This is a genomic window from Actinoplanes lobatus, from assembly GCF_014205215.1.
GTDB lineage: Bacteria > Actinomycetota > Actinomycetes > Mycobacteriales > Micromonosporaceae > Actinoplanes > Actinoplanes lobatus.
Map to the genome: position 1 here is coordinate 7,311,447 of NZ_JACHNC010000001.1, position 18,287 is coordinate 7,329,733.

The window sequence follows — 18,287 nt, forward strand, 5'->3', positions numbered from 1 at the left end:
CAGCTTGTCGCGGTCGGCACCGTTCAGCTCGCCGCCGGTGGCGTCGCTACGGCCGGCACGCTGCTCGTCAGCGCGTTTCGCGGCGCTGACCGTCGACATGTTGCCTCCCTATGATCGTCGACAACGGACGTTGTCGTCCTGAGAGTCGGTCGACAACGTCCGTTGTCGGTCACCGCGAGTCCGAAACGGCCGTCGTCGCGGCCGAACAACAGGAGTTGTCCGGCCGTCGCAGTTTGCATTGACAATCATCGTTTTTATTTGACGGTGGGGCGTGTCGCCGGAATCATGCCGGCGCGGGCGACAAGCGAGGAACGGCCAGGTCACCGCGCTCCAGCGCCGCCACCAGCTTGCGTTCGGCGCGTTTGCGGCGCATGCGGACGGTCGCGCCCGGCTGACCAGAGGCGGCCGCGATCTGCTCGACCAGCACGTTGTCCAGACGCGTCGAGGCGATCAGTTCGGCCTGGGCGGGCGTGAGGACACCGGCGATGACGGCGCGGCCGAGGATCAGGTCCGGATGCCCGTACGGGCGATGCGGTGTCCGGGAACCGACCGGCATCTCGGCGGGCAGTTCCAGCAGGTCATCGGCCTGACCGGCCTTGAGGCCGGCCCGCCACGCAGCCCAGCACCAGCGCAGCCACACGCGCGGCTGCTCCAGGTCGTCGGTACGCAGGGCGTGCAGGAAGCCGGCCACCAGTTCGGAGTCGATGTCGTCGGCGAACCGGCGGCGACCGGCTGACAGGCGGGCCGCCATCCTGGTCAGTCCGGGCAGGGCGATACCGACCGCGGCGACCACCCAGGCGGGGCCCAACTCGCGGGCGTGGGCGGCGAGCTGTCGCCAGACCGCGTCGGTCAGGACCGTGTCGGTGGTGCGCCGGCGTAGCAGGTCCCGCAGTTCGCCTACCGGAATGTCGCGGTCGGGTAGTGCGGTGACGGGTCGGCCGTCGAACGTCAGGGGCGATGGTTCGCAGGTGAGTAGCCGGAACGCGTCTTCGGCGACGGCCAGAACGGTACGAGGCATCAGCGACTCCCGATGAGTTGCGGCAGTGGTGGGAGGCCCATTCGCGCACCACCGCCTGACACCAGAGGGTGCTGTCAGGTCCGGACAGGTCGTGTCAGGTCACGCCGCCGTTCGGGACGGCTGACACGGGGCGTCTGGGACATGTCAGTACGCCGTGCCCGACGCGGGGCTCGTGACCATGACCGAATCTCAACCGGAGATCCCCGTGCCGATCACGGTGTGGCGGCTGCCCGCCGCCGAGCCGGGACAGGCGCTGCCGCTGGAGCTGGCGCGACGGATCGTCGTCGAGTACGCACGCGACGGCGCCCCCATGCTGGACCTCACCAGGGATGATGTGCTGGCGGAGGCGGCGCGCGAGTGCGGGCGGGCGCGCGTACCCCGTACGCTCGCTGATTTTGCTGTCGGCTCGCACCGGACGGCGCTGATCGTGCTCTGCCTGCCGCGACCCGGATTCCAGGCTGGCGGGTTCTTCGCCGGCTGTGCCGCGAAGCTCGTCCCGTTCGGCCGGGCGGTCGTCATCCTGGCCGGTGCCGACTTTGTCGCGAGCCGCATGCTGGCCGACGCAGCAGCACCGTGCGGGCTGCGATTGGTTCGGCGCATCAAGGCGTTCACCGCACGACACCACGCCGACGTGCTGGTGTTCCGTAGCGGTTGACCTGGGGTTGTCAGGTTCTGTCGGGGCGCTGACAGGTGCGCCGGTTAGCGTCGCCGTACCGAAATTTCTGTACTTTGCCCGCCCGCTGCCGTGATCCGGCGCCTACCCACCCCCCTTTGTGGGGGTCGGTAGCCGGATGACCGGCGGCGAACACCACGTCCATCCGAGGGTGGCCACTTTCGTGGTCGCCCTCGTCGTCGTGCCTCAAGCACAGGAAGGAACTCCATGATTCAGCTTTGGGTGGGGCTGCCGCGTCTGCAGGAGACGCATCGGCTCACCGAGACCCTCGACCGAATGTTCGGCCCGGACGCGCCGGTCGATCCGGCGCACACCGGCACCGCGATCGAGGTGCTGCTGCACGTGTCCGGCTATCTGGCCGCCGCCGTCGAGCATGGCCGGGTCGCGGTCAACACGCCCGCCGAGACCGCCCGGCTGCTGCATGCCCTCGATCAGGCGGTCACCGACCTGGCGCACGTCACCGGCCAGCTGCCCGGCAGCCACCAGCCGTTGACGGACGCCGCTACCCGTCTCGCCGAGGCGTGCCGGCTGTTCCGCGACGCCTACCTGTCCATCCACCACTGACCAGGGGAGTACCACGATGGCGCATCTGATCGAACAGTTCACTGACGGTACGGCCGCGTTCGTGTCCGCCCGCCAGGATGCCTGGCATCGGCTCGGCACGGTCACCACCGGCTGCCTGACCGCGGCCGAGGTGATGCAGGCCGCCTACCTGGGTGGCTGGGAGGTGCGGAAGGAGCCGTTGCAGACGGTCGGCACGGCGGTCCCGGTGGCGGGAAAGTGGGCGACCACCCGCCGGCATCCGAAGACCGGGGCCCGGGAGGTTCTCGGCGTGGTCGGCCGCAGCTACCAGGTGGTGCAGAACGAGCAGGCCGCGGGCCTGCTCGAGTTCATCGTCGACGAGACCGGCGCCCACTTCGAGACCGCGGGCAGTCTGCGCGGTGGCCGGGAAGTGTTCGTCACCATGCGGCTGCCGCAGACCATGCGGGTCGCCGGCGTCGACGACCTGGACCTGTACCTGGCGATGTGCACCACCCACGACGGATCCCGCCAGATTCGCATCCTGGTCACCCCGGTGCGGATCGTGTGTGCGAACACGCAGGCGGCCGCGTTCGGCGACAACGTGGGGGAGTACGCGCTGCGCCACACCGGTGACGTGACCGCGAAACTCACCGACATCCGGCAGGCGCTCAACCTGGTGCCGGTCTACCTCGACCGGTTCCAGGCCGAAGCCGAGCACATGATCGAACAACAACTGGAATGGCAGCTGCAGGCGGTCGCCGGCCGGCTGTGGCCGCTCGACGACGACGCCTCCGAGCAGGCGTTCCTGCGCACGATGGCCCGCGACCGGGATCTGCGCATGCTGTTCGAACAGGCCCCGACCCAGGAGAACATCCGCGGTACCGCCTGGGCCGGCTACCAGGCGATCGTCGAATGGCTCGACCACTTCCAGCCCACCGCCGACGACGACGCCCGCGCCGTGAAAGTCCTCACCGACGGCACCACTCACGGCCTCAAGAAGCGCGCCTTCGACCTGGTCCGGGCGGTCTGACATGGACCCGCTGCGCGCCGTCCTGCTCGCCCTCGCCAGGAAAACCCACGACGCTCAGCAACGCTGGCTCGCCGGCCGGGCCGCGCTGCGGGCCCGCGAGCAGCAGGTACACCGCAATGAGGTGTTCGCCCACTACATGACGGCTGAATCCTGCCTGATCGCCGCTCTGGACGCCGCGAATCTGCCCAGCGGCTACCGGATCGGCGGCACCCGCCTGACCCGCGATCCGGTCGTCGCGATGCAGCGGCTGCGCGACCACCCCATCGAAGCCGACCGTGAACCGGCCCGGCAGGACTACCTGGACGCCTACACACCGCCACTGACCGAAGCCGAGGCGGCCCTGGCCGACCGGCTGGCCGCGCTGCCGGCCGCCCGCCGCGACCGGATCTTCGACCACACCCACTGACTTCCCCTTCACCCGACGGCCCGCTGGTTCTCCGGCGGGCCGTCGCCGTTTCCCGAGAAAGGAAACCCTGATGAGACTGCTGACAGCGGTCGCGCTCGGCATTCTGCTCGGCCGGCTCACCAGCCGGCCGAGGATCCGCCGGCTCACCGACAACATCACCGCCACCCGCGCGCTACTGCGGGCCGCCCAGCACGCCGGTAACCACGATTCGCTGACCGGTCTGCCCAACCGGAGCTGCGCGGAACAGTTCTACGTGCAGCGCGCCGAAATCGACCGGCACCCCACCGTGCTGGCCCTGGTTGACCTCGACCGGTTCAAAACCTTCAACGACACCTACGGCCACCACGTCGGCGACACGGTGATCCGCACCGCCGCCGACCGGCTCTCCACGATCGCCCAGGAGGCGTACGGATTCGCCGCCCGACTGTCCGGCGACGAATTCCTGCTCGTCCTGCCTGCCGCCGAGATCACGGCTGTCACGGAGGCCCTCGATCACCTCACCGATCCGGCCACCTTGTACACCGACGACGGCGAGATCACCGTCCGGTTGCAGGCCAGCGCCGGCATCACCGTCAACGACGGCACCGACCTGATCACCTTCGCCGACATGCTGCACCGCGCCGACATCGCCCTGCACCACGCCAAACACCGGCGCGGCACCTGTGTCACCTACGAACCGCGGATGCGGATGCCCCGCAACGCCGAACGGCACGGCCCGCGCCGCCGCGACCAGCACCCCACCGCATGATCGGCGACGACCTGGCGTGCCGGGTCTGCGGCTACGCCCTCAACCCCGGCGGCGAACACCCGGTCACCTCTACCGGCCACACCCCACAACCGGTGCCCGCCGACCAGCTCGCCGACGTCTACCGGCGCTGCCACCTGTGCAGCATCGGCCAGCCGATCTGGGCCTACCACACCGACCAGATCGAAGCCCACTCCATCGCTGCCAGCCAGATCTACGCCACCCGCTGGCACACCTGCTGGAACTGCGCCACCCTCATCGAACGCGACGACCCGGACACCCTCACCCGCCGCTGCGCCACCGTCATGGGCTGGCCCGCCACCGATCCGCGAACCCGGATCCTCGCCGCCATCCACCGCGCCATCGTCGGCACTCGCGCTCCCGGCCGAACCCTGCTCACCACCGGCATCTGGCCACCGGCCCACCTCAAAGCCGGCACCCTGCCGAAGATCCGCGACCGCCTCACCCACCTGCTGCGCGGCCCGCACCTTCTGGACCGGTTCCCGTCACGCCTGAACCTGGCCGACAGCCTTGAGCAGGCCAGGCTGTACTGGATCGACCCCGAATTCACCACCCTGGCCGCCACCGCCGGCGAGCAACTGCCCGCCGTCGCTGTCACCGACCGGATCGTGCCCGCCGGCAGCGGCCTGCTCACCTGGCCACATCCCGTCGGCCGCCACCAGTTGGCCGCCGCCTCCTGGACACCCCGACCCGGCGGCTGGCAGCTCACCGCCTACCGCAGCCTCACCCCCGACCTGCCCGCCCCAGCACTGGCCGAACTACGGCATCAGATCGGCTGGCTCATCCCCGCCCACACCGCCGACATCACCATCGGCGACACCCTCGACAGCGGCGACCCCCTCGCCATCCTCGCCACCACCTGGCTGATCATCGCCCAGCAACTCACCCAGGCCGAAACCACCACCGCCGACCCACCGATCAGCCGCGCCTACAGCCGGGCCGGCCGCAAACCCCCGCAGATCCGCACGCTGCGCATCAAAGCGCCAGGCCGTCGCACCACCACAACCAGCACCGGTACGGGCGCAGCACGCGCGACACCCGACCACCGCTACTGGGTCAGCGCCCACACCCGCCAACAGCCCTACGGACCCGGCCGCACCCTGCGCCGCCCAGTCGACATCGACCCGTTCCTCAAGGGACCCGACGGCGCACCCATCAAACCCAGCACCACCGTACGCATCCTCGGCCAGCAGTAACCAATCCACCCAGCCCGCGCCGGGCACAGGCACGCCCGGCGCCAGCCGGGCTGCCCGTGTCCGGCCCCGCCCGGAAACGGAGAACCACGATGCCCGAACCCGTCACCCTGCGCCTGACCGAACCCGCCGACGCCGCCGCGATCGTGCCCTACCTGTTCGGCTACCACCCGAACGACGCCGTCGCCGTCCTCGCGATGCGCGACCAGCAGGTCGTCTTCATCGCCGCGCTGCGCCTCGGCGAACCCGCCGACCACCTGACCCGCATCCTCGCCGACAAACACATCGCCACCACGCTGCTGGTCGGCTACGGCGCCCCCGGACCGGTCACCGCCACCGTCGACGACCTCGAACATGCCCTCACCGGCATCGGGATCACCGTCATCGACGTCATCCACATCCACGACGGCCGGCTCTACCACATCGGCTGCCCGCATCACGGGCACCCGGCCAACGGCATCCCCTACGACCCGCATACCACTGCCGCCGCCGCGCACGCCACCTACCACGGTCTGACCGCACTACCTGACCGGGCCGCGCTCGCCGCTCACCTCGACCCGATCGGCGGAGCCGAACGCGACGCCATGACCGCCGCGCTCACCCACGCCGTCACCCACCTCAACACCCTCATCCGCCGCCAGCAGCCGGACATCGCCCGCAGCGAGCTCGACACCCTGCTGCACACGCTCATCGGCGAAGCCCTCGCCACCAACGCCGACCGCGGGTTCCCCGACGACCGGGCTGCTCTGCTGCTGCACCTGCTCTCCGTCGAACAGCCCCGCGCGATCGCCGCCCGCCGGGTGCACGGCGACGACACCCACATCCAAACGTGGACCGCCCTGACCCGCCGCGCCGACATCCACACCGCCAGCGGCCCCGCACTGCTGCTCGCCTTTGCCGCCATCCAGGCCGGCCGCGGCGCGCTCGCCGACATCGCCGCCACCCGCGCCCGCACCGCCGACCCCGGCAACCAACTCGCCGCCACCCTGCACCAGCTCATCCGCGCCGGCGCCGAACCCGCCGACATCCGGCGCGTCCTGCACGACTGACCCTCACCACCGGCACGGGGAGCAGCACTCGATTGCTGCTCCCCGTTGCCCTTTTCGTGCTTCTGAGGAGACCACCCGTGGAACAGATCCCGGTCACCGTCCGCGAATGGACCGACATCCTGGCCCGCATCCGCTTCGGCACAGTCAAAGCCTTCGGCAAAACCTACAGCGCCGCCCGCATCAAACTTGTCGCCTACCGCCTCGCCAACTACGCCGACAGCGACGGCACCCGCATCCGCCCCGGCATCGCCCGCCTCGCCGTCGACCTCGAAATCGAATACCGCACCGCCCGCGACGTCATCGCCCTACTCCGCCGCCTCGGCCTCATCCACCTCGAAGCCGCCGGGGCGGGCCGGGGACGCGCCGACGAATACCGGCTCACCCTGCCCACCGACCTGCTCGACCGCGACGACCTTGATGTGTGGACACCCACCCAGCACACCCACCACACCCGGCAGCTCAGCGACCGCCACCGCGGCCGGACCACCCACCCTCGCACCCCGATACACGGTCCCCAGGACGGTGCGGCAACCGACACCGCCCCGCCGCCCGCACGGTCCTCAAGGACCACCGAAACCCGCGACGCACGGTCCTCAAGGACTCCGGCGCACGGTCCTCAGGACCTGGCCACCTACCAAGACCTAGACACAACCCCCACCGACCAACCACCACTCGCTCCCCGTACGGCCGTCACCGTTACGCGCGCGACGACGCCGACCGTCCCCGACCGGTCGCCGCGATGCCACCACGGCCTCACCGCCGGCCGCCGCCGCGACGGCCGACCCGCCTGCGCCCTCTGCCGCAGAATCGCCCACGACACTGCGCGCATGCCGCCCGCCGAGCTCACGATGACGCCCGAGCGAACGTGAACCTTCAGCTTGGCCGTGCCCCGTCGGTCCATCAGCGATAGGTATGCCGGATCGCGGTGATCCAGCAGCTGGGACGCAGCGCGCAACAGCCCCGGGCCAGCAAGTGCTGTGCTGTTCGATCGGCTTATCTGGTAGGCGTCTCTACGACGGCCTGTTCGTTGCTGACGGCTCCGGCGCGGTCACCGCGACGGTGGAGATGCCGGCGATCAGCGCGTCGAACATCCAGGACAGGCGCTGGATTCCGGTGCCGGAGAACAGCTCGTTACGGGCGCGGGCAATGTTCGGGCAGTCGTCGTCGGCTGCTTCGTTCAGCGCCTCGACGAATGCGTCGTGCTCCTGCTGCGCCTCGTTCGTCGCGTTGCGTATGGCTTGCTCGGCGGCGGTAGCCGTGCCGTGCTGCAGGAGCAGGTCGACTCCCCATGCCGCCTGTGCCACCGGCACGCCGCCGGCGTGCAGAAGCCCGAGGAGCGTGTCGACCAGGTGCACGTAGTGCGGGCCTGACGGGCGCAGCGCCAGGATGGACCGTGCCAGGCTCGGCTGGGCGAGCAGCAGCCGCGTGTAGTCGGTGAGCAGCCCGATCAGCTCTGCACGCCAGTTTTCGCCAGCCTGGCCCGGATCGGGCAGGCGTAGGCCGGCGAGCAGTTCGTCGAGGATGGCGCCGTGCAGTTCGGCCATGTTCTGTACGTAGACGTAGAGCGAGGCCGGGCCGGTGTCGAGTTCGGTGGCCAGTCGGCGCATCGTCACCCGCTCCAAGCCTTCTTCGTTCATGATCTGCAGTGCCACGGTGACGGCGCCTGCGCGGCTCAGCGGCGGTTTGGCCGGGCGGTCACGCCGGCTGACCGGAACTCGACGAGGGCTCATAACGCGATCGTAGCGAACGCGTTCGCCGGCACCAGCATTCTTGGTCCTCCTGTGGGCGGGGTCAGCAATCGCTGGTGATGGGGTTGAGGGACACCCGGGTGCCGCGACGCCAGACAGCGCGGGTGTTGAGGGTGTCGCTGATGGTGGTGGTGGGGTCGCCGTCGACGAGCAGCAGGTCGGCGCGCAGTCCGGGCGCGATGCGGCCGCGGTCGTCGAGGTCGAACCGGCGGGCCGGGGTGCTGGTGGCCGCGCGCAGGGCCTGGACGGGCGTCAGACCGGCCCGCACGAGGTACTGCAGCTCGTGGTGGACGCTGGCGCCGTGTGCCAGACCGCCCAGGAACGGCAGGGCCACCGACGCGTCGGTGCCCACCAGGATGTCGACCCCGGCGGCGTGCAGGGCCTTCACGGAGGCGAGTACGTCGATGAGGCTGCCCTGCGGGTAGTGGCCGAAGCTGGAGCGCAGGGTCGTCATCCAGTCGTCGGGCAGCCGGGAGGCCACGCGGGAGTCGGCGGCGAGCTCGCCGCCGGTGATGCCCATCATCGAGGCGTTGAGGACCACACACGGCACGACAAACGCACCGGAGCCGGCGACCAGGGCGATGATCTCGTCGGTGTGGGGCCGGTCCATGAACAGGTGCGCCAGGCCGTCGATCCCGGCCTCGATCGCCATCCGGGTGGCGTCGATGGTCAGCGCGTGAGCCACGGTGAGCATGCCGTGCCGTTTGGCCGCCGCCACGCCCGCGTCGAGTGTCGCCTGGTCCAGCATGGGCAGGCCGGGGTGGCCCTCGACGCTGCCGTCGTCGACCATGAACTTGATGTAGTCCGAGCCGGTCTCGACCAGTCGCGGGATGAACGCCACTGCCTGTTCCGGCGTGGTGGAGAACGGCATCACCGGCGGGACGGCCCCCGGAGGTGGGGTCGCGCCGGGTGGCGGCCCGGGCCGGAAGTCGTTGGGGAACAGCTCGCTGGGGTGTCCGCCGGGCGGGGTGATCCCGAAGCCGGACGAGCGCACGTCGGCGACCGTGTCGTTCTCGGTGATGTGGGCCCGGTTGTGCCGGGTGTTGGTGCCCTGCATCTCCAGCTCGGTCGTCACTCCGAACTGCAAGGCGAGGGCCAGGTTCGCGGAATTGGTGTGCACGTGCGCGTCGATCAGGCCGGGGAGCAGTGTCGCGCCTTTCGCGTCGACGATCGCCGCGTCTGCCGGTGGCTGCCCGCCCACCGCGGCGATCCGGCCGCCGTTCAAGAGCACGGTCGTGGCATCGAGCACTTCGGTCCCATCGAAGACCCGTGCATTGGTGATTGCGGTTGTCATGGTGGTGCACCTTTCGTGGATGGCGCTGGCCATCGATGGCCGCCGGGTACGGCGGGCGCGGAGCCTGTTGGTCAGGATCACCGACGTCAACGAACGCGTTCGTCAGAAACATACACTCAAAGGAACTAGTTCGCAACGAACATGTTCGTTAGGAGCGGGTTCCTCGGAGTTCCGGCCGCTGAGTTTCACGCAAGATCACCAAGCTCGGACGCTGATGCGGGCCTGCTGCCAGGCCAGCGGGGCCGCCGGCCCGATAAGTGCCCCGACCCGACCCGGGTATCCGTCGATTACAGTCGCCGCGCAGGTAGCGGGTGACCATGTCGACCAGTTCGGTGGCGAAGGTGTCGACCGGCACCGCGCTGGGAGCGGCCATCAGTTTGTGCGTGTTCATCTCGATGGTGAACAGGATCAGGTCGGCGGCCGTACCGACGTCGCCGACGCGGACGTCCGGGTGCCGGGAGAGCAGGTCGCGGATCTGGGCGGTCCGGATCCGGCCGTGCCGGTCGATCGCGTCGCGGACCAGGGCTTGGACCGTTTCCCGGAGGGCGCCCGGGGAGAGGTCCAGCCGGTCCGCTTCGGCCCACGTGCCGCGGTCGATGTGGCGGATCAGCAGCTGGGCGAGGATCGCGTCCTTGTTCGGGAAGTACTGGTACAGCGAGCCGATCGAGATACGGGCCTGCTCGGCGATGCGGTTGGTGGTGCCGGCGGCGTACCCGTACTCGGTGAAAACGTGAGCAGCCGCGGTCAGGATCCGCTCGCGGGGCAGCTCGGCGCGGACCTGACGAGCCTTGCGACGTGGTTGAAGACGGCGGTCGGCCGACGGCACCTCGACACCCTCCCAGGCGACAGAATGCGGTGAGCGCCGACAGGCGGGCAGCGCACACGGGCAGAACGGCCAGCGCCGAGACCGAGCACACGACCATCGTGAGGCCCATGGCGGTGGCGGCGACGCTGCCGACCAGGAACTACGGCAAGCCCGCGGTGAGCAGGCCGCGCAGGCCACGCCACCGGACACGTCGCATTGATGACCGGAGATGCTCCGGTCGTGGAAGACGACCTCGACCGGATTGAAGCCGCATTCACCGGCACAACGCTGGCCGGCCTGCCGAACGGGCAGGCATCGTCGTGCCGAGCCCGCCGGCGCCGGAGCTACGGGCGTTCGTCCAGGCCGCCGCGTCGTCCGCACCCTGGCCGCCTACCGGGACTACGACGAAGACGAACAGGTCGGTAAAGGCGAGTTCGAGCTCTACGTACACGGCCGGCATCGACCGGACGAACCTGGCGTCCGACGTGCCGCTGCCGCCTCCCGTCGCGACACTGGAACGAGCCCTGTACGACCGCCTGCGCACCGACGCCGACCTGCACGCCCGCGTACCCGATCGGACGCGTCATCGCCCAGACCGGACAAAACCAACCGGTCAGACGACGACGTCAGTGGCAGGACGTCGATCCGCACCTGCGAGTTTGATTCGGATGATGTCGGCGTCGGGATGGTGGAGCTCATCCAGGATGGTCAGAGCGTGCTGCCATGCGGTGCTGGCCGGTTCGGGTTGGGCGGCGGCGTGATGTGTGTCCCCGATGCGACTGAGGACGTCAGCTTCTCCGTGACGGTCGCCGAGGTGTTGGAACAGGCGCAGAGCGTGCTGGTAGCAGCCCAGGGCCTGATGATGGTCGCCCCGGCGGTGGTGAGCGAGGCCGAGGCTGTCCCAAACGGGCGCCTGCCCCCGCGGATCGTCCAGGTCCTGGGAGAGTGCCAGCGCCTGTCGACAGTGACGCAGGCCTTGTTCATGGTCGCCGAGGTGGATGTGGTAGCAGCCGATGTCATTCAGTGCGTAGGCCTGCCCGACTCGACGCCCGGTGCTCCGGTAGAGGCGCAGGGAGTGCTCGGCGTGGCTGAGCGCCTCGCGATGGCGGCCTCGCCGATGTGACAACAGGCCGAGGTTGAGGTGAACACGAGCCTGCCCGGCCTGGTCGTCGAGCTCGACGAACACCTCCAGCGCCCGTCGGGCATGAATGGTGGCCTCCTCGTCGCGGCTCAGCCGGGTGTTGGCGTGCGCGAGGCCGCGATGGGCGTTGCCTTGTGCGGTCCTATCGCCCAGGCGCAACGCCGCGTCCAGTGCGGTCCGCTGGGTAGCGGCCATGTCGCGCCAGTGCCCGCAACGGTCGAGAAAGACCCACAGGATCCGGGCGAGCTGCCAGGTGTGGGTGTCGAACCCGGCGTTGGCGGCGTAGTCAACGGCCGCGAGGAGTATCCCGTGTTCGGTGGTGAACCAGTGCATGGCCTGCCGGAGGTCGACCAGGTCCTCGGGCGTCACTCCGTCAGCGGGTCCGGCCGGTGTGATCGGGTCCCGGTGGGGGTGCAGCAGCAGCAGCGCGGCGGTATGAGCGGTGTGCAGGTAGTGATCGAGTATCCGGCGTGACCCTGCCCGCCGTTCATTGTCAGGGCCGGGAGGCACCTGTTCGGCCGCGAACAGCCGAACCAGGTCGTGCATGCGGTAACGGCCGGCTGTCGGTTCCTGCACCAGGTGACCGGCGATGAGCTGGCGTAGCAGGCTGCTGACCCGGGCGGTGGGCAGGGCCGCCAAGCTGGCGGCGGCGGGCAGGCTAAGATCCGGCCCAGGGGAAAGGCCGAGCAGCGCGAATACCCGGGCCGCGTCGGGTGGCAGGGCTTGGTAGGAGCTTGCCAGTACGGCCCGCAGGTTGACTGCCAGCTCACCGCCGTCCAACGCGTCGAGCCGGGTGGCGGCGCTGCGCATCTCGGTGGCCAGGACAGCCAACGGCAACCCCGGGCATGACGCGGCGCGTGCGGCCACAATGCTCAGTGCCAGCGGCAGACCCGTACACCAGTGCAGAATGGCGGCCACCGCCGCGGGCTCCGCTGCGATCCGGTCCGTGCCGAGCTCGGCGGTGAGCAGTTCGCGGGCCTCACCGTCGGTGAGAACGTCCAGCGTCATCGGCAGGGCACCGTACTCGCAGAGCAGGCCTGGTAGTTGGCGGCGGCTGGTGACCAGCACCGTGCAATGCGGGGTACCGGGGAGTAACGGAGCGACCTGGGCGCTGTCCCGGGCGTGGTCGATGATGATCAGCATTCGCCTGTTCGCGATCAGGCTTCGGTACAGTGCGGCTTGGGCGTCAGGATCGGACGGGACGGCCGACGAATCGACTCCGAGGGCGTCGAGGAACATCCGGACCGCTGTCGCAGACGTCACGGGCTTGTTGGCCGGGTCGAAGCCCCGCAGGTTCACGTAGAGCTGCCCATCGGGAAAGCGGGCGACATGGTCGTGGGCCCAGCGCATCGCCAGCCACGTCTTTCCGATACCGCCGGCGCCGCCGATCACCACGGGGGCCGACTCGTGGGAGGTGTCCAGCGCGGCGTTGAGTTCGGCGAGTACGGCGGTTCTGCCGGCGAATCGACGCGGTGCCGCCGGGAGTTGACGCGGCACCGGCGGCGGTTGTTTGGATGGCTGGCTGGCGGCGGTCGTCACAGAAAGGTCCAGCGCCACGTCCGCGGTCAGGATCCGCTGGTGCAGTTGCCGCAGTGCCGGGCCCGGATCGGCACCGAGGGTGTCGGCCAGCCGCAACCGCATCCGCTGGTAGGTCCCCAGCGCGTCGGCCTGCCGGCCGCTGCGGTACTGAGCCAGCATCACCTGGGCGCCGAGCCGCTCGTCCAAGGGGTGGACATCGGCGAAAGCCATCAACTCGGGCAGCAAACGCCCGTGTTGCCCAGCGCGGAGTCCTGCCTCGTTGCGATCCAGGACGGCTGCCCGCCATCGGCCACGCAACCCGTCGCGAACGGTGTTTGCCCACGGAGTGTCCAGGACGCCGAACGGGTCTCCCCGCCACAGGCTGAGCGCCAGTTCGTACAGGTCGACAGCGGTGTCGTCGTCCTCGGCGGTGCGTGCCCGGGCCAGCAGGGAGTCGAACCGGTGCAGGTCCACCGTCGCCGGATCGACGGTCAGGACGTAACCACCGGGACGCCGTACGATGCCGGCCTCGGTGGTCGAGGCCAGGGCACGTCGCAGCCGCGACAGGTAGCTGCGCAGCGCTGCGGACGCGCGCTGCGGCGGACATTCCCCCACACCCGCGCCGCGATCCGCTCAGCCGGTACCGCATGGTTAGCGTCGACCAGCAGCGCCGCCAGGACACATCGCTGCCGAGCATGGCCGAGGTCGATGACGTCGTCGTCGATGGCTGCTTCGATGTCGCCCAACAGGCGGAACTCTATCGCCATTCGACCTCCGCCCCCTGCTCCAGCCAGCTATCAGTGTCGATGCCGCCTCAACCGTGACCGTCGATCTGTCCTCGATCCGATCACACGTCCGTAGCCGATGACAGCCCGCTGTCCAGGCAATTCAACAAACGCTGCAGGTCTGTTCAACACCGGCCGCGCAACCTGAACTCATGCACGGCCCAATGCCGAGGCGGTAAGGCGCCGACCGCACATGTGGATGGCGCGCCGGATCTCACGACAGGAGCACCACGTTGTTTACCAAGTACTTTCACATCCCGGCTCGATTCACTCCGGCACGCACATGCACCGCCGCCGTGCTGCTGGTCAGCGGGGTCCTGGTAGCCGTGACGGGCACGGCCGGATCCGCCCAGGCCGCCGGGCAGACGGACTTGGTCCTGATCGACACCGATCGCATCGATGTCGCGTTGATCTACCCGCCGCTGCCGAACAACTTCGAGCCAACCGGGCCCGCCCGGTTCCTGTGGCAGCCCGACTTCGCGTCCAACACCTACACGCCGAAGTTGGAGGCCGTGGTCGCTATGCGAGACGCATCAGGATTCTGCGGCAAGGTCAAGATTACGGCCTACGACGCCGCCAACACGGTTATCGATCGGGCACAATCGTTTCCACTGTGTCCCACCTCCAACAGCATCGATTTCGACCCTGCCGAGCCGACGTTGTCGGCGATCCCCGAGGCCGACCTGCACCATGTGACGGTGGAGGCGATGCTCCAGTTGGCGCCGGGTGGATACGCGCGGCAGGCCGCGGTCGACGTATATCCGTGACCTGATCTATCCGCGGGCCACGAAAGCCCGCGCGGGCCGGCAACCCTGGAGGCGGCGGAGGGCGGAGAACGTTAGTCCAGTTGCCGTTGTCGCAGGTAGGCCAAGACCGCTTCGCCGGGTGGTGGGGCCTTACCCCCCCAGGGCCCCGGCAAAGCCGTGAAGGTGTCCGACGTGGGGGATCTGGAGTAGAAGCGTCGCTGTTGGGCGCAGCAAGACGGGCATGACCGGTTCGGAAGATCATTAAGGGTCCTGACAGGGGTCCGAAGGTTCCTGACAGGGGTCCGGGCGTGGCGGCGCTCGACTCCGCCTCGACCGGCTCTCGCGGTCCCTGGCCGACCTGATCACCACCGTTGGCGAGCTGCGCCGCGACGTCGGGTTCCCTCACTGCACGAGAACCTCGACACCACCACACCCGGCGGAAGGGGGCAGGTATTCCGTGTACCTGGAGCCCGAATACCAGAAGCGCCGCAGACCGGGAGCCTGATGGCTCCCGGTCTGCGGTTGTTGTGGAGGGTCGAGCTCGGCGTATTACCCCGCGCGTCAGGCGCCGAGCATCCTCAGGGTGATGTCGTCGATCGCGAAGTCGTTGCCGGTGTGGAGCGTGGACCCGTTGCGGATCTCGATCTTGACCGTAGGGGCGTACTCCACGATGTCCTTGACCTCGACCACTTCTCCGGCGTTGCCGTCCAGTTTCACCTGGGTCGCGACCGGCTTGCCGTTGATGACCACTGTCAGATCGCCTCCGACGCCGGTCTGGTCATAGACGTTCATCGCGTTCATGCTGAACTCGTAGGTGGGGACTTCGAAGGCGTAGGTGGCGTACAGCGCCCAGTTCTTGCCGCTGAACTTGTTAGCTCCGGCCCACGCGGTGTCGGTCGTCACCACCTGCGTGTCAGGGTTCGTCTTTGTCACTACGGCGTGCGCCGCGATCACCGATCCCGCGTCCACGATGTACTCCTGCGCAGCGGTCGTGCCGGGGGTGAAGGCCTTGTTGACCTCGAACCGGCCGGGGGTGGGACCGCCCGTGGACTGCGGGATGTCGGCCACGGCGTTCGCGGTGTCCAGGTGGATCTGGGTGAGCGTGTACCCCTGGGCGATGGCTTCGGAGCTGAGGCGGTACGTGACCTTGATCTGGGTGGCCGAGGAGGGGCTGACCTCGATGGTGCCGACCTGGGTGTTCTGTCCGGCGATCAGCTTGTAGGTCTCGACGGGCTTGGTGAGGGTGACGGTCTGTCCCCAGACGAGAGCGCCCTTCTTGTCCTCGGTGCTGAACCCATTGACGATCATCTTGCGGCTGTCGAAGTTGATGTCCGCCCACAGCTCGTGGGTTTGCTTCGGGTTCATGCCGAGGGTGTAACGGCCCTCCCCGTACATGGTGTCGTCGTTGATGCTGTCCCGGCCCCAGCCGCCCTGCACGTCATCGCTGACGTAGCGGAGTTCGGTGCTGGTGCCCTCAGGGAGAGGGCCGTCCCACTCGAAGTCGCCGCCCTGGACGAGGTTCGGGTTGGTGTCGGCGGCACCGGCCGCGGCGCTCGGGGATGCGGTTGTCAGGGCCATCGACGCTGCCGCGGCCGTGGTAGCCAGGGCTGCGGCGAGTTTCTTGTTCATTTCGGCTCCTTCTATCAGGCGGTTCGGTGTCCCCAGGGACGTCCTTGGGCCAACCACCTCATCGCGTCCGGCGCTGATGTAACGCTATGTAGTTTTCGTTGGGCGCCCAATGGGCCCTTGCCACGGAGTTTGCAGGCCTAAGGTCCCTCCCGGTGCCGACTTTGAGGGAGGTCCCCGGCCGTGGTGATCCCATCGTGATGGACTCATTGCTCAGGGTTACGTCTCGGCGAATATTTGCAGGTCAAGGTAATGAAGAAGCCGGGTGATCGGGCACTGGCTCCGACGATATAGGCCGTCCAGATGATGCGGCGTCAACCGATCACGGTGCCCGCGGGGTCGCGGTGACGGGGTCCGTTGCCGGTTCGGGTTCGGCGAAGAAGGCTCACGGAGCGTTACGCATGCGGGATTTCGCCCTGTGCCGCTGGGATCCCGCCGCCCCACCACACGTGCAGAGGAGTACGGACATCCATGCAGACGACTTCGGAAATCGACATGTGGCTCCTGCACCGTCCACCTGACCGGCGGAGACGTAACCCAGACAGAGCCGGACGGAACCGTACTGGCGTGTCTGAGCTGCCCGCTCTCGGCAGTGACCCTCGAATCCGACGATGAGTCCCTGACAGCGACGAGGGTGCCGGTCGCCCGCTCGGCCGCACCGTCACCTACCGGCGGATCCCGGGCGCCGACCTCGAAGCCATGATGCGGCGGCGCGGCGCGAGCCAGACCATGACCCAGGGCATGGCCGACCGGCGGTCGAGGACTGAGCGCGGTCGGCCGGCTCGACAGCCCCGCCCTCCGGTCACGTTCTCGTGTTACCCCGTTCCCGGGCCAGAGGCCGACCACGAGATCAAACAACCCACCCGGCCACGATCACGGCCGGGCCGTCAGCCGAGGATTCCACCGGCACGTGACCGCCACACCCGTGACACCACGCGCCCGGCCAGCACCCCGGACTGAACAAAACTAAAGATCTCAGAGACGCTCGACAAATTCCACATCGACGCCCTGACCGCCCAGTTCGTCCTGCATCCCGAATGGTTCGACGTGGTCGTCGCCAGCAACCTGTTCGGCGACATCCTCTCCGATCTCGGCCCCGCCTGCACCGGCACGCTCGGCATCGCACCGAGCGCGAACATCAACCCCGAGCGCGATCACCCGAGCCTGTTCGAGCCGGTGCACGGCTCCGCGCCGGACATCGCCGGCAAGGGCATCGCCAACCCCGTCGGCCAGATCTGGTGCGGCTCGATGATGCTGGAACACCTCGGCCACCCCGAGGCGGCCGGCCACCTGCTCGGCGCGATCGAGGACGTCCTGGCGTACGGACCCGGGCAAGCGCCGCTGACCCCCGACCTGGGCGGCACCGGGACGACGACCGAGCTGGCCGACGCGATCGCCCAGCGGGTCCGCGAACGCTGAGCGCGCCCGGGTGTCAGATGGCGGGTACGTTCGTGAGCGCCTCGCCGCGCGAACGCAGGACCGCCAGCAGCCGGGCCTGTTCGGCCGGGGTCAGATCAGCGGTCGGGATGCTGGACATCCGCCGCTTGGCACCGGCGAACCCTTTGTGCAAGAGCAGGACCTGACCGCGCGTCCGGCGCACCGTCTTGATCGCCGACCAGGGCAGCGTGTCCGTCGAGAAGCCGTGGACGGTGTGCACACCCACGGCGTCGATCCGGAAGGCGACCGGCCCTCCGATCTTGTGGGCTTCCCGCTTCACGACCAGCCTTGGCACCGCGAACAGCACGTACGGCAGCGTGAAAACGCTGCTGACGAGCAGGGGTAGCGCCCAGCCGCCCGGATTGCCGGCCCGGTACAGCAGCACGGCGGCGACCAGTGGGACGGCCACGACCCATGCGACGATCGGAAACATGGTATGCCGAAGCAGCGCCTTCACCAGCTTCGGCTCCGATCGGGTTTGAAAGGTGAGCTGCCCCGCGTCTTCCATGCCCGCATCATAGAGATGATCT

18 protein-coding genes are annotated in these 18,287 nt (G+C 69.0%); 11 read left to right on the forward strand and 7 right to left on the reverse strand.

All coding sequences use genetic code 11. The annotated features are described in order from the left end of the window. Positions 1-283: 283 nt before the first annotated feature. Positions 284-1,018 carry a hypothetical protein gene (locus BJ964_RS33340; RefSeq protein WP_188124367.1) on the reverse strand — a complete coding sequence of 245 codons (735 nt, stop codon included), beginning with the start codon at positions 1,016-1,018 and terminating at the stop codon, positions 284-286. A gap of 172 nt (positions 1,019-1,190) precedes the next feature. On the opposite strand from BJ964_RS33340, the gene BJ964_RS33345 reads away from it, so the two are divergent. The 8 genes from BJ964_RS33345 to BJ964_RS33380 all read left to right on the forward strand — a co-directional run bounded on the left by BJ964_RS33345 (position 1,191) and on the right by BJ964_RS33380 (position 7,526). Continuing rightward, a complete protein-coding gene (locus BJ964_RS33345) occupies positions 1,191-1,673 on the forward strand; it encodes a hypothetical protein (protein WP_188124368.1) in 483 nt (160 codons plus the stop codon). Positions 1,674-1,898: 225 nt separating this feature from the next. Continuing rightward, on the forward strand, positions 1,899-2,255 hold the full coding sequence (locus BJ964_RS33350; RefSeq protein ID WP_188124369.1) for a hypothetical protein: 357 nt from the start codon (positions 1,899-1,901) through the stop codon (positions 2,253-2,255). Positions 2,256-2,271: 16 nt separating this feature from the next. After that, positions 2,272-3,243 carry a DUF932 domain-containing protein gene (locus BJ964_RS33355; protein WP_188124370.1) on the forward strand — a complete coding sequence of 324 codons (972 nt, stop codon included), beginning with the start codon at positions 2,272-2,274 and terminating at the stop codon, positions 3,241-3,243. Between the two features lies 1 nt (position 3,244). Further along, the gene (locus BJ964_RS33360) at positions 3,245-3,649 is read left to right on the forward strand and encodes a hypothetical protein (protein WP_188124371.1); all 405 of its coding nucleotides are present in this window, start codon (positions 3,245-3,247) and stop codon (positions 3,647-3,649) included. 70 nt (positions 3,650-3,719) lie between these two features. Further along, complete coding sequence (locus BJ964_RS33365; RefSeq protein WP_188124372.1) at positions 3,720-4,397, forward strand: GGDEF domain-containing protein; 678 nt, start codon at positions 3,720-3,722, stop codon at positions 4,395-4,397. Then, positions 4,394-5,611 (forward strand): hypothetical protein, encoded by a 1,218-nt coding sequence (locus BJ964_RS33370; RefSeq protein ID WP_188124373.1) that lies wholly within the window; start codon positions 4,394-4,396, stop codon positions 5,609-5,611. Before BJ964_RS33365 ends, BJ964_RS33370 begins: the two co-directional genes overlap by 4 nt. Before the next feature lie 89 nt (positions 5,612-5,700). Beyond that, entirely contained in the window at positions 5,701-6,657 is a 957-nt protein-coding gene (locus BJ964_RS33375; RefSeq protein ID WP_188124374.1) for a DUF4192 domain-containing protein, read from the forward strand. 77 nt (positions 6,658-6,734) lie between these two features. Further along, positions 6,735-7,526 carry a hypothetical protein gene (locus tag BJ964_RS33380; RefSeq protein WP_188124375.1) on the forward strand — a complete coding sequence of 264 codons (792 nt, stop codon included), beginning with the start codon at positions 6,735-6,737 and terminating at the stop codon, positions 7,524-7,526. Between the two features lie 141 nt (positions 7,527-7,667). Here the strand turns inward: BJ964_RS33380 and BJ964_RS33385 are convergent, their stop codons facing one another. From BJ964_RS33385 to BJ964_RS33400, 4 genes are all read right to left on the reverse strand, one after another. After that, positions 7,668-8,309, reverse strand: a complete 642-nt coding sequence (locus BJ964_RS33385) for a TetR/AcrR family transcriptional regulator (RefSeq protein ID WP_229807386.1) — start codon at positions 8,307-8,309, stop codon at positions 7,668-7,670. Positions 8,310-8,448: 139 nt separating this feature from the next. After that, positions 8,449-9,699, reverse strand: a complete 1,251-nt coding sequence (locus tag BJ964_RS33390) for an amidohydrolase family protein (RefSeq protein WP_188124377.1) — start codon at positions 9,697-9,699, stop codon at positions 8,449-8,451. A gap of 148 nt (positions 9,700-9,847) precedes the next feature. Continuing rightward, on the reverse strand, positions 9,848-10,525 hold the full coding sequence (locus BJ964_RS33395) for a TetR/AcrR family transcriptional regulator (RefSeq protein WP_188124378.1): 678 nt from the start codon (positions 10,523-10,525) through the stop codon (positions 9,848-9,850). A 592-nt stretch (positions 10,526-11,117) separates the two neighbouring features. Next, positions 11,118-13,778, reverse strand: coding sequence for an AfsR/SARP family transcriptional regulator (locus BJ964_RS33400; RefSeq protein ID WP_229807385.1), 2,661 nt, complete (start codon positions 13,776-13,778; stop codon positions 11,118-11,120). A gap of 32 nt (positions 13,779-13,810) precedes the next feature. Here BJ964_RS33400 and BJ964_RS48455 point away from each other — a divergent pair, with 32 nt between their 5' ends. Further along, complete coding sequence (locus BJ964_RS48455; protein ID WP_229807384.1) at positions 13,811-13,987, forward strand: hypothetical protein; 177 nt, start codon at positions 13,811-13,813, stop codon at positions 13,985-13,987. A gap of 194 nt (positions 13,988-14,181) precedes the next feature. Then, the gene (locus BJ964_RS33405) at positions 14,182-14,715 is read left to right on the forward strand and encodes a hypothetical protein (RefSeq protein WP_188124379.1); all 534 of its coding nucleotides are present in this window, start codon (positions 14,182-14,184) and stop codon (positions 14,713-14,715) included. 540 nt (positions 14,716-15,255) lie between these two features. Here BJ964_RS33405 and BJ964_RS33410 read toward each other — a convergent pair. Beyond that, a complete protein-coding gene (locus tag BJ964_RS33410) occupies positions 15,256-16,323 on the reverse strand; it encodes a hypothetical protein (RefSeq protein WP_188124380.1) in 1,068 nt (355 codons plus the stop codon). A gap of 996 nt (positions 16,324-17,319) precedes the next feature. Between BJ964_RS33410 and BJ964_RS33415 the strand changes: the two genes are divergently transcribed. Further along, positions 17,320-17,739 carry an isocitrate/isopropylmalate family dehydrogenase gene (locus BJ964_RS33415; RefSeq protein ID WP_275407717.1) on the forward strand — a complete coding sequence of 140 codons (420 nt, stop codon included), beginning with the start codon at positions 17,320-17,322 and terminating at the stop codon, positions 17,737-17,739. Positions 17,740-17,752: 13 nt separating this feature from the next. Here BJ964_RS33415 and BJ964_RS33420 read toward each other — a convergent pair whose 3' ends face one another. Next, on the reverse strand, positions 17,753-18,265 hold the full coding sequence (locus tag BJ964_RS33420; protein WP_188124381.1) for a YcxB family protein: 513 nt from the start codon (positions 18,263-18,265) through the stop codon (positions 17,753-17,755). Positions 18,266-18,287 lie beyond the last annotated feature (22 nt).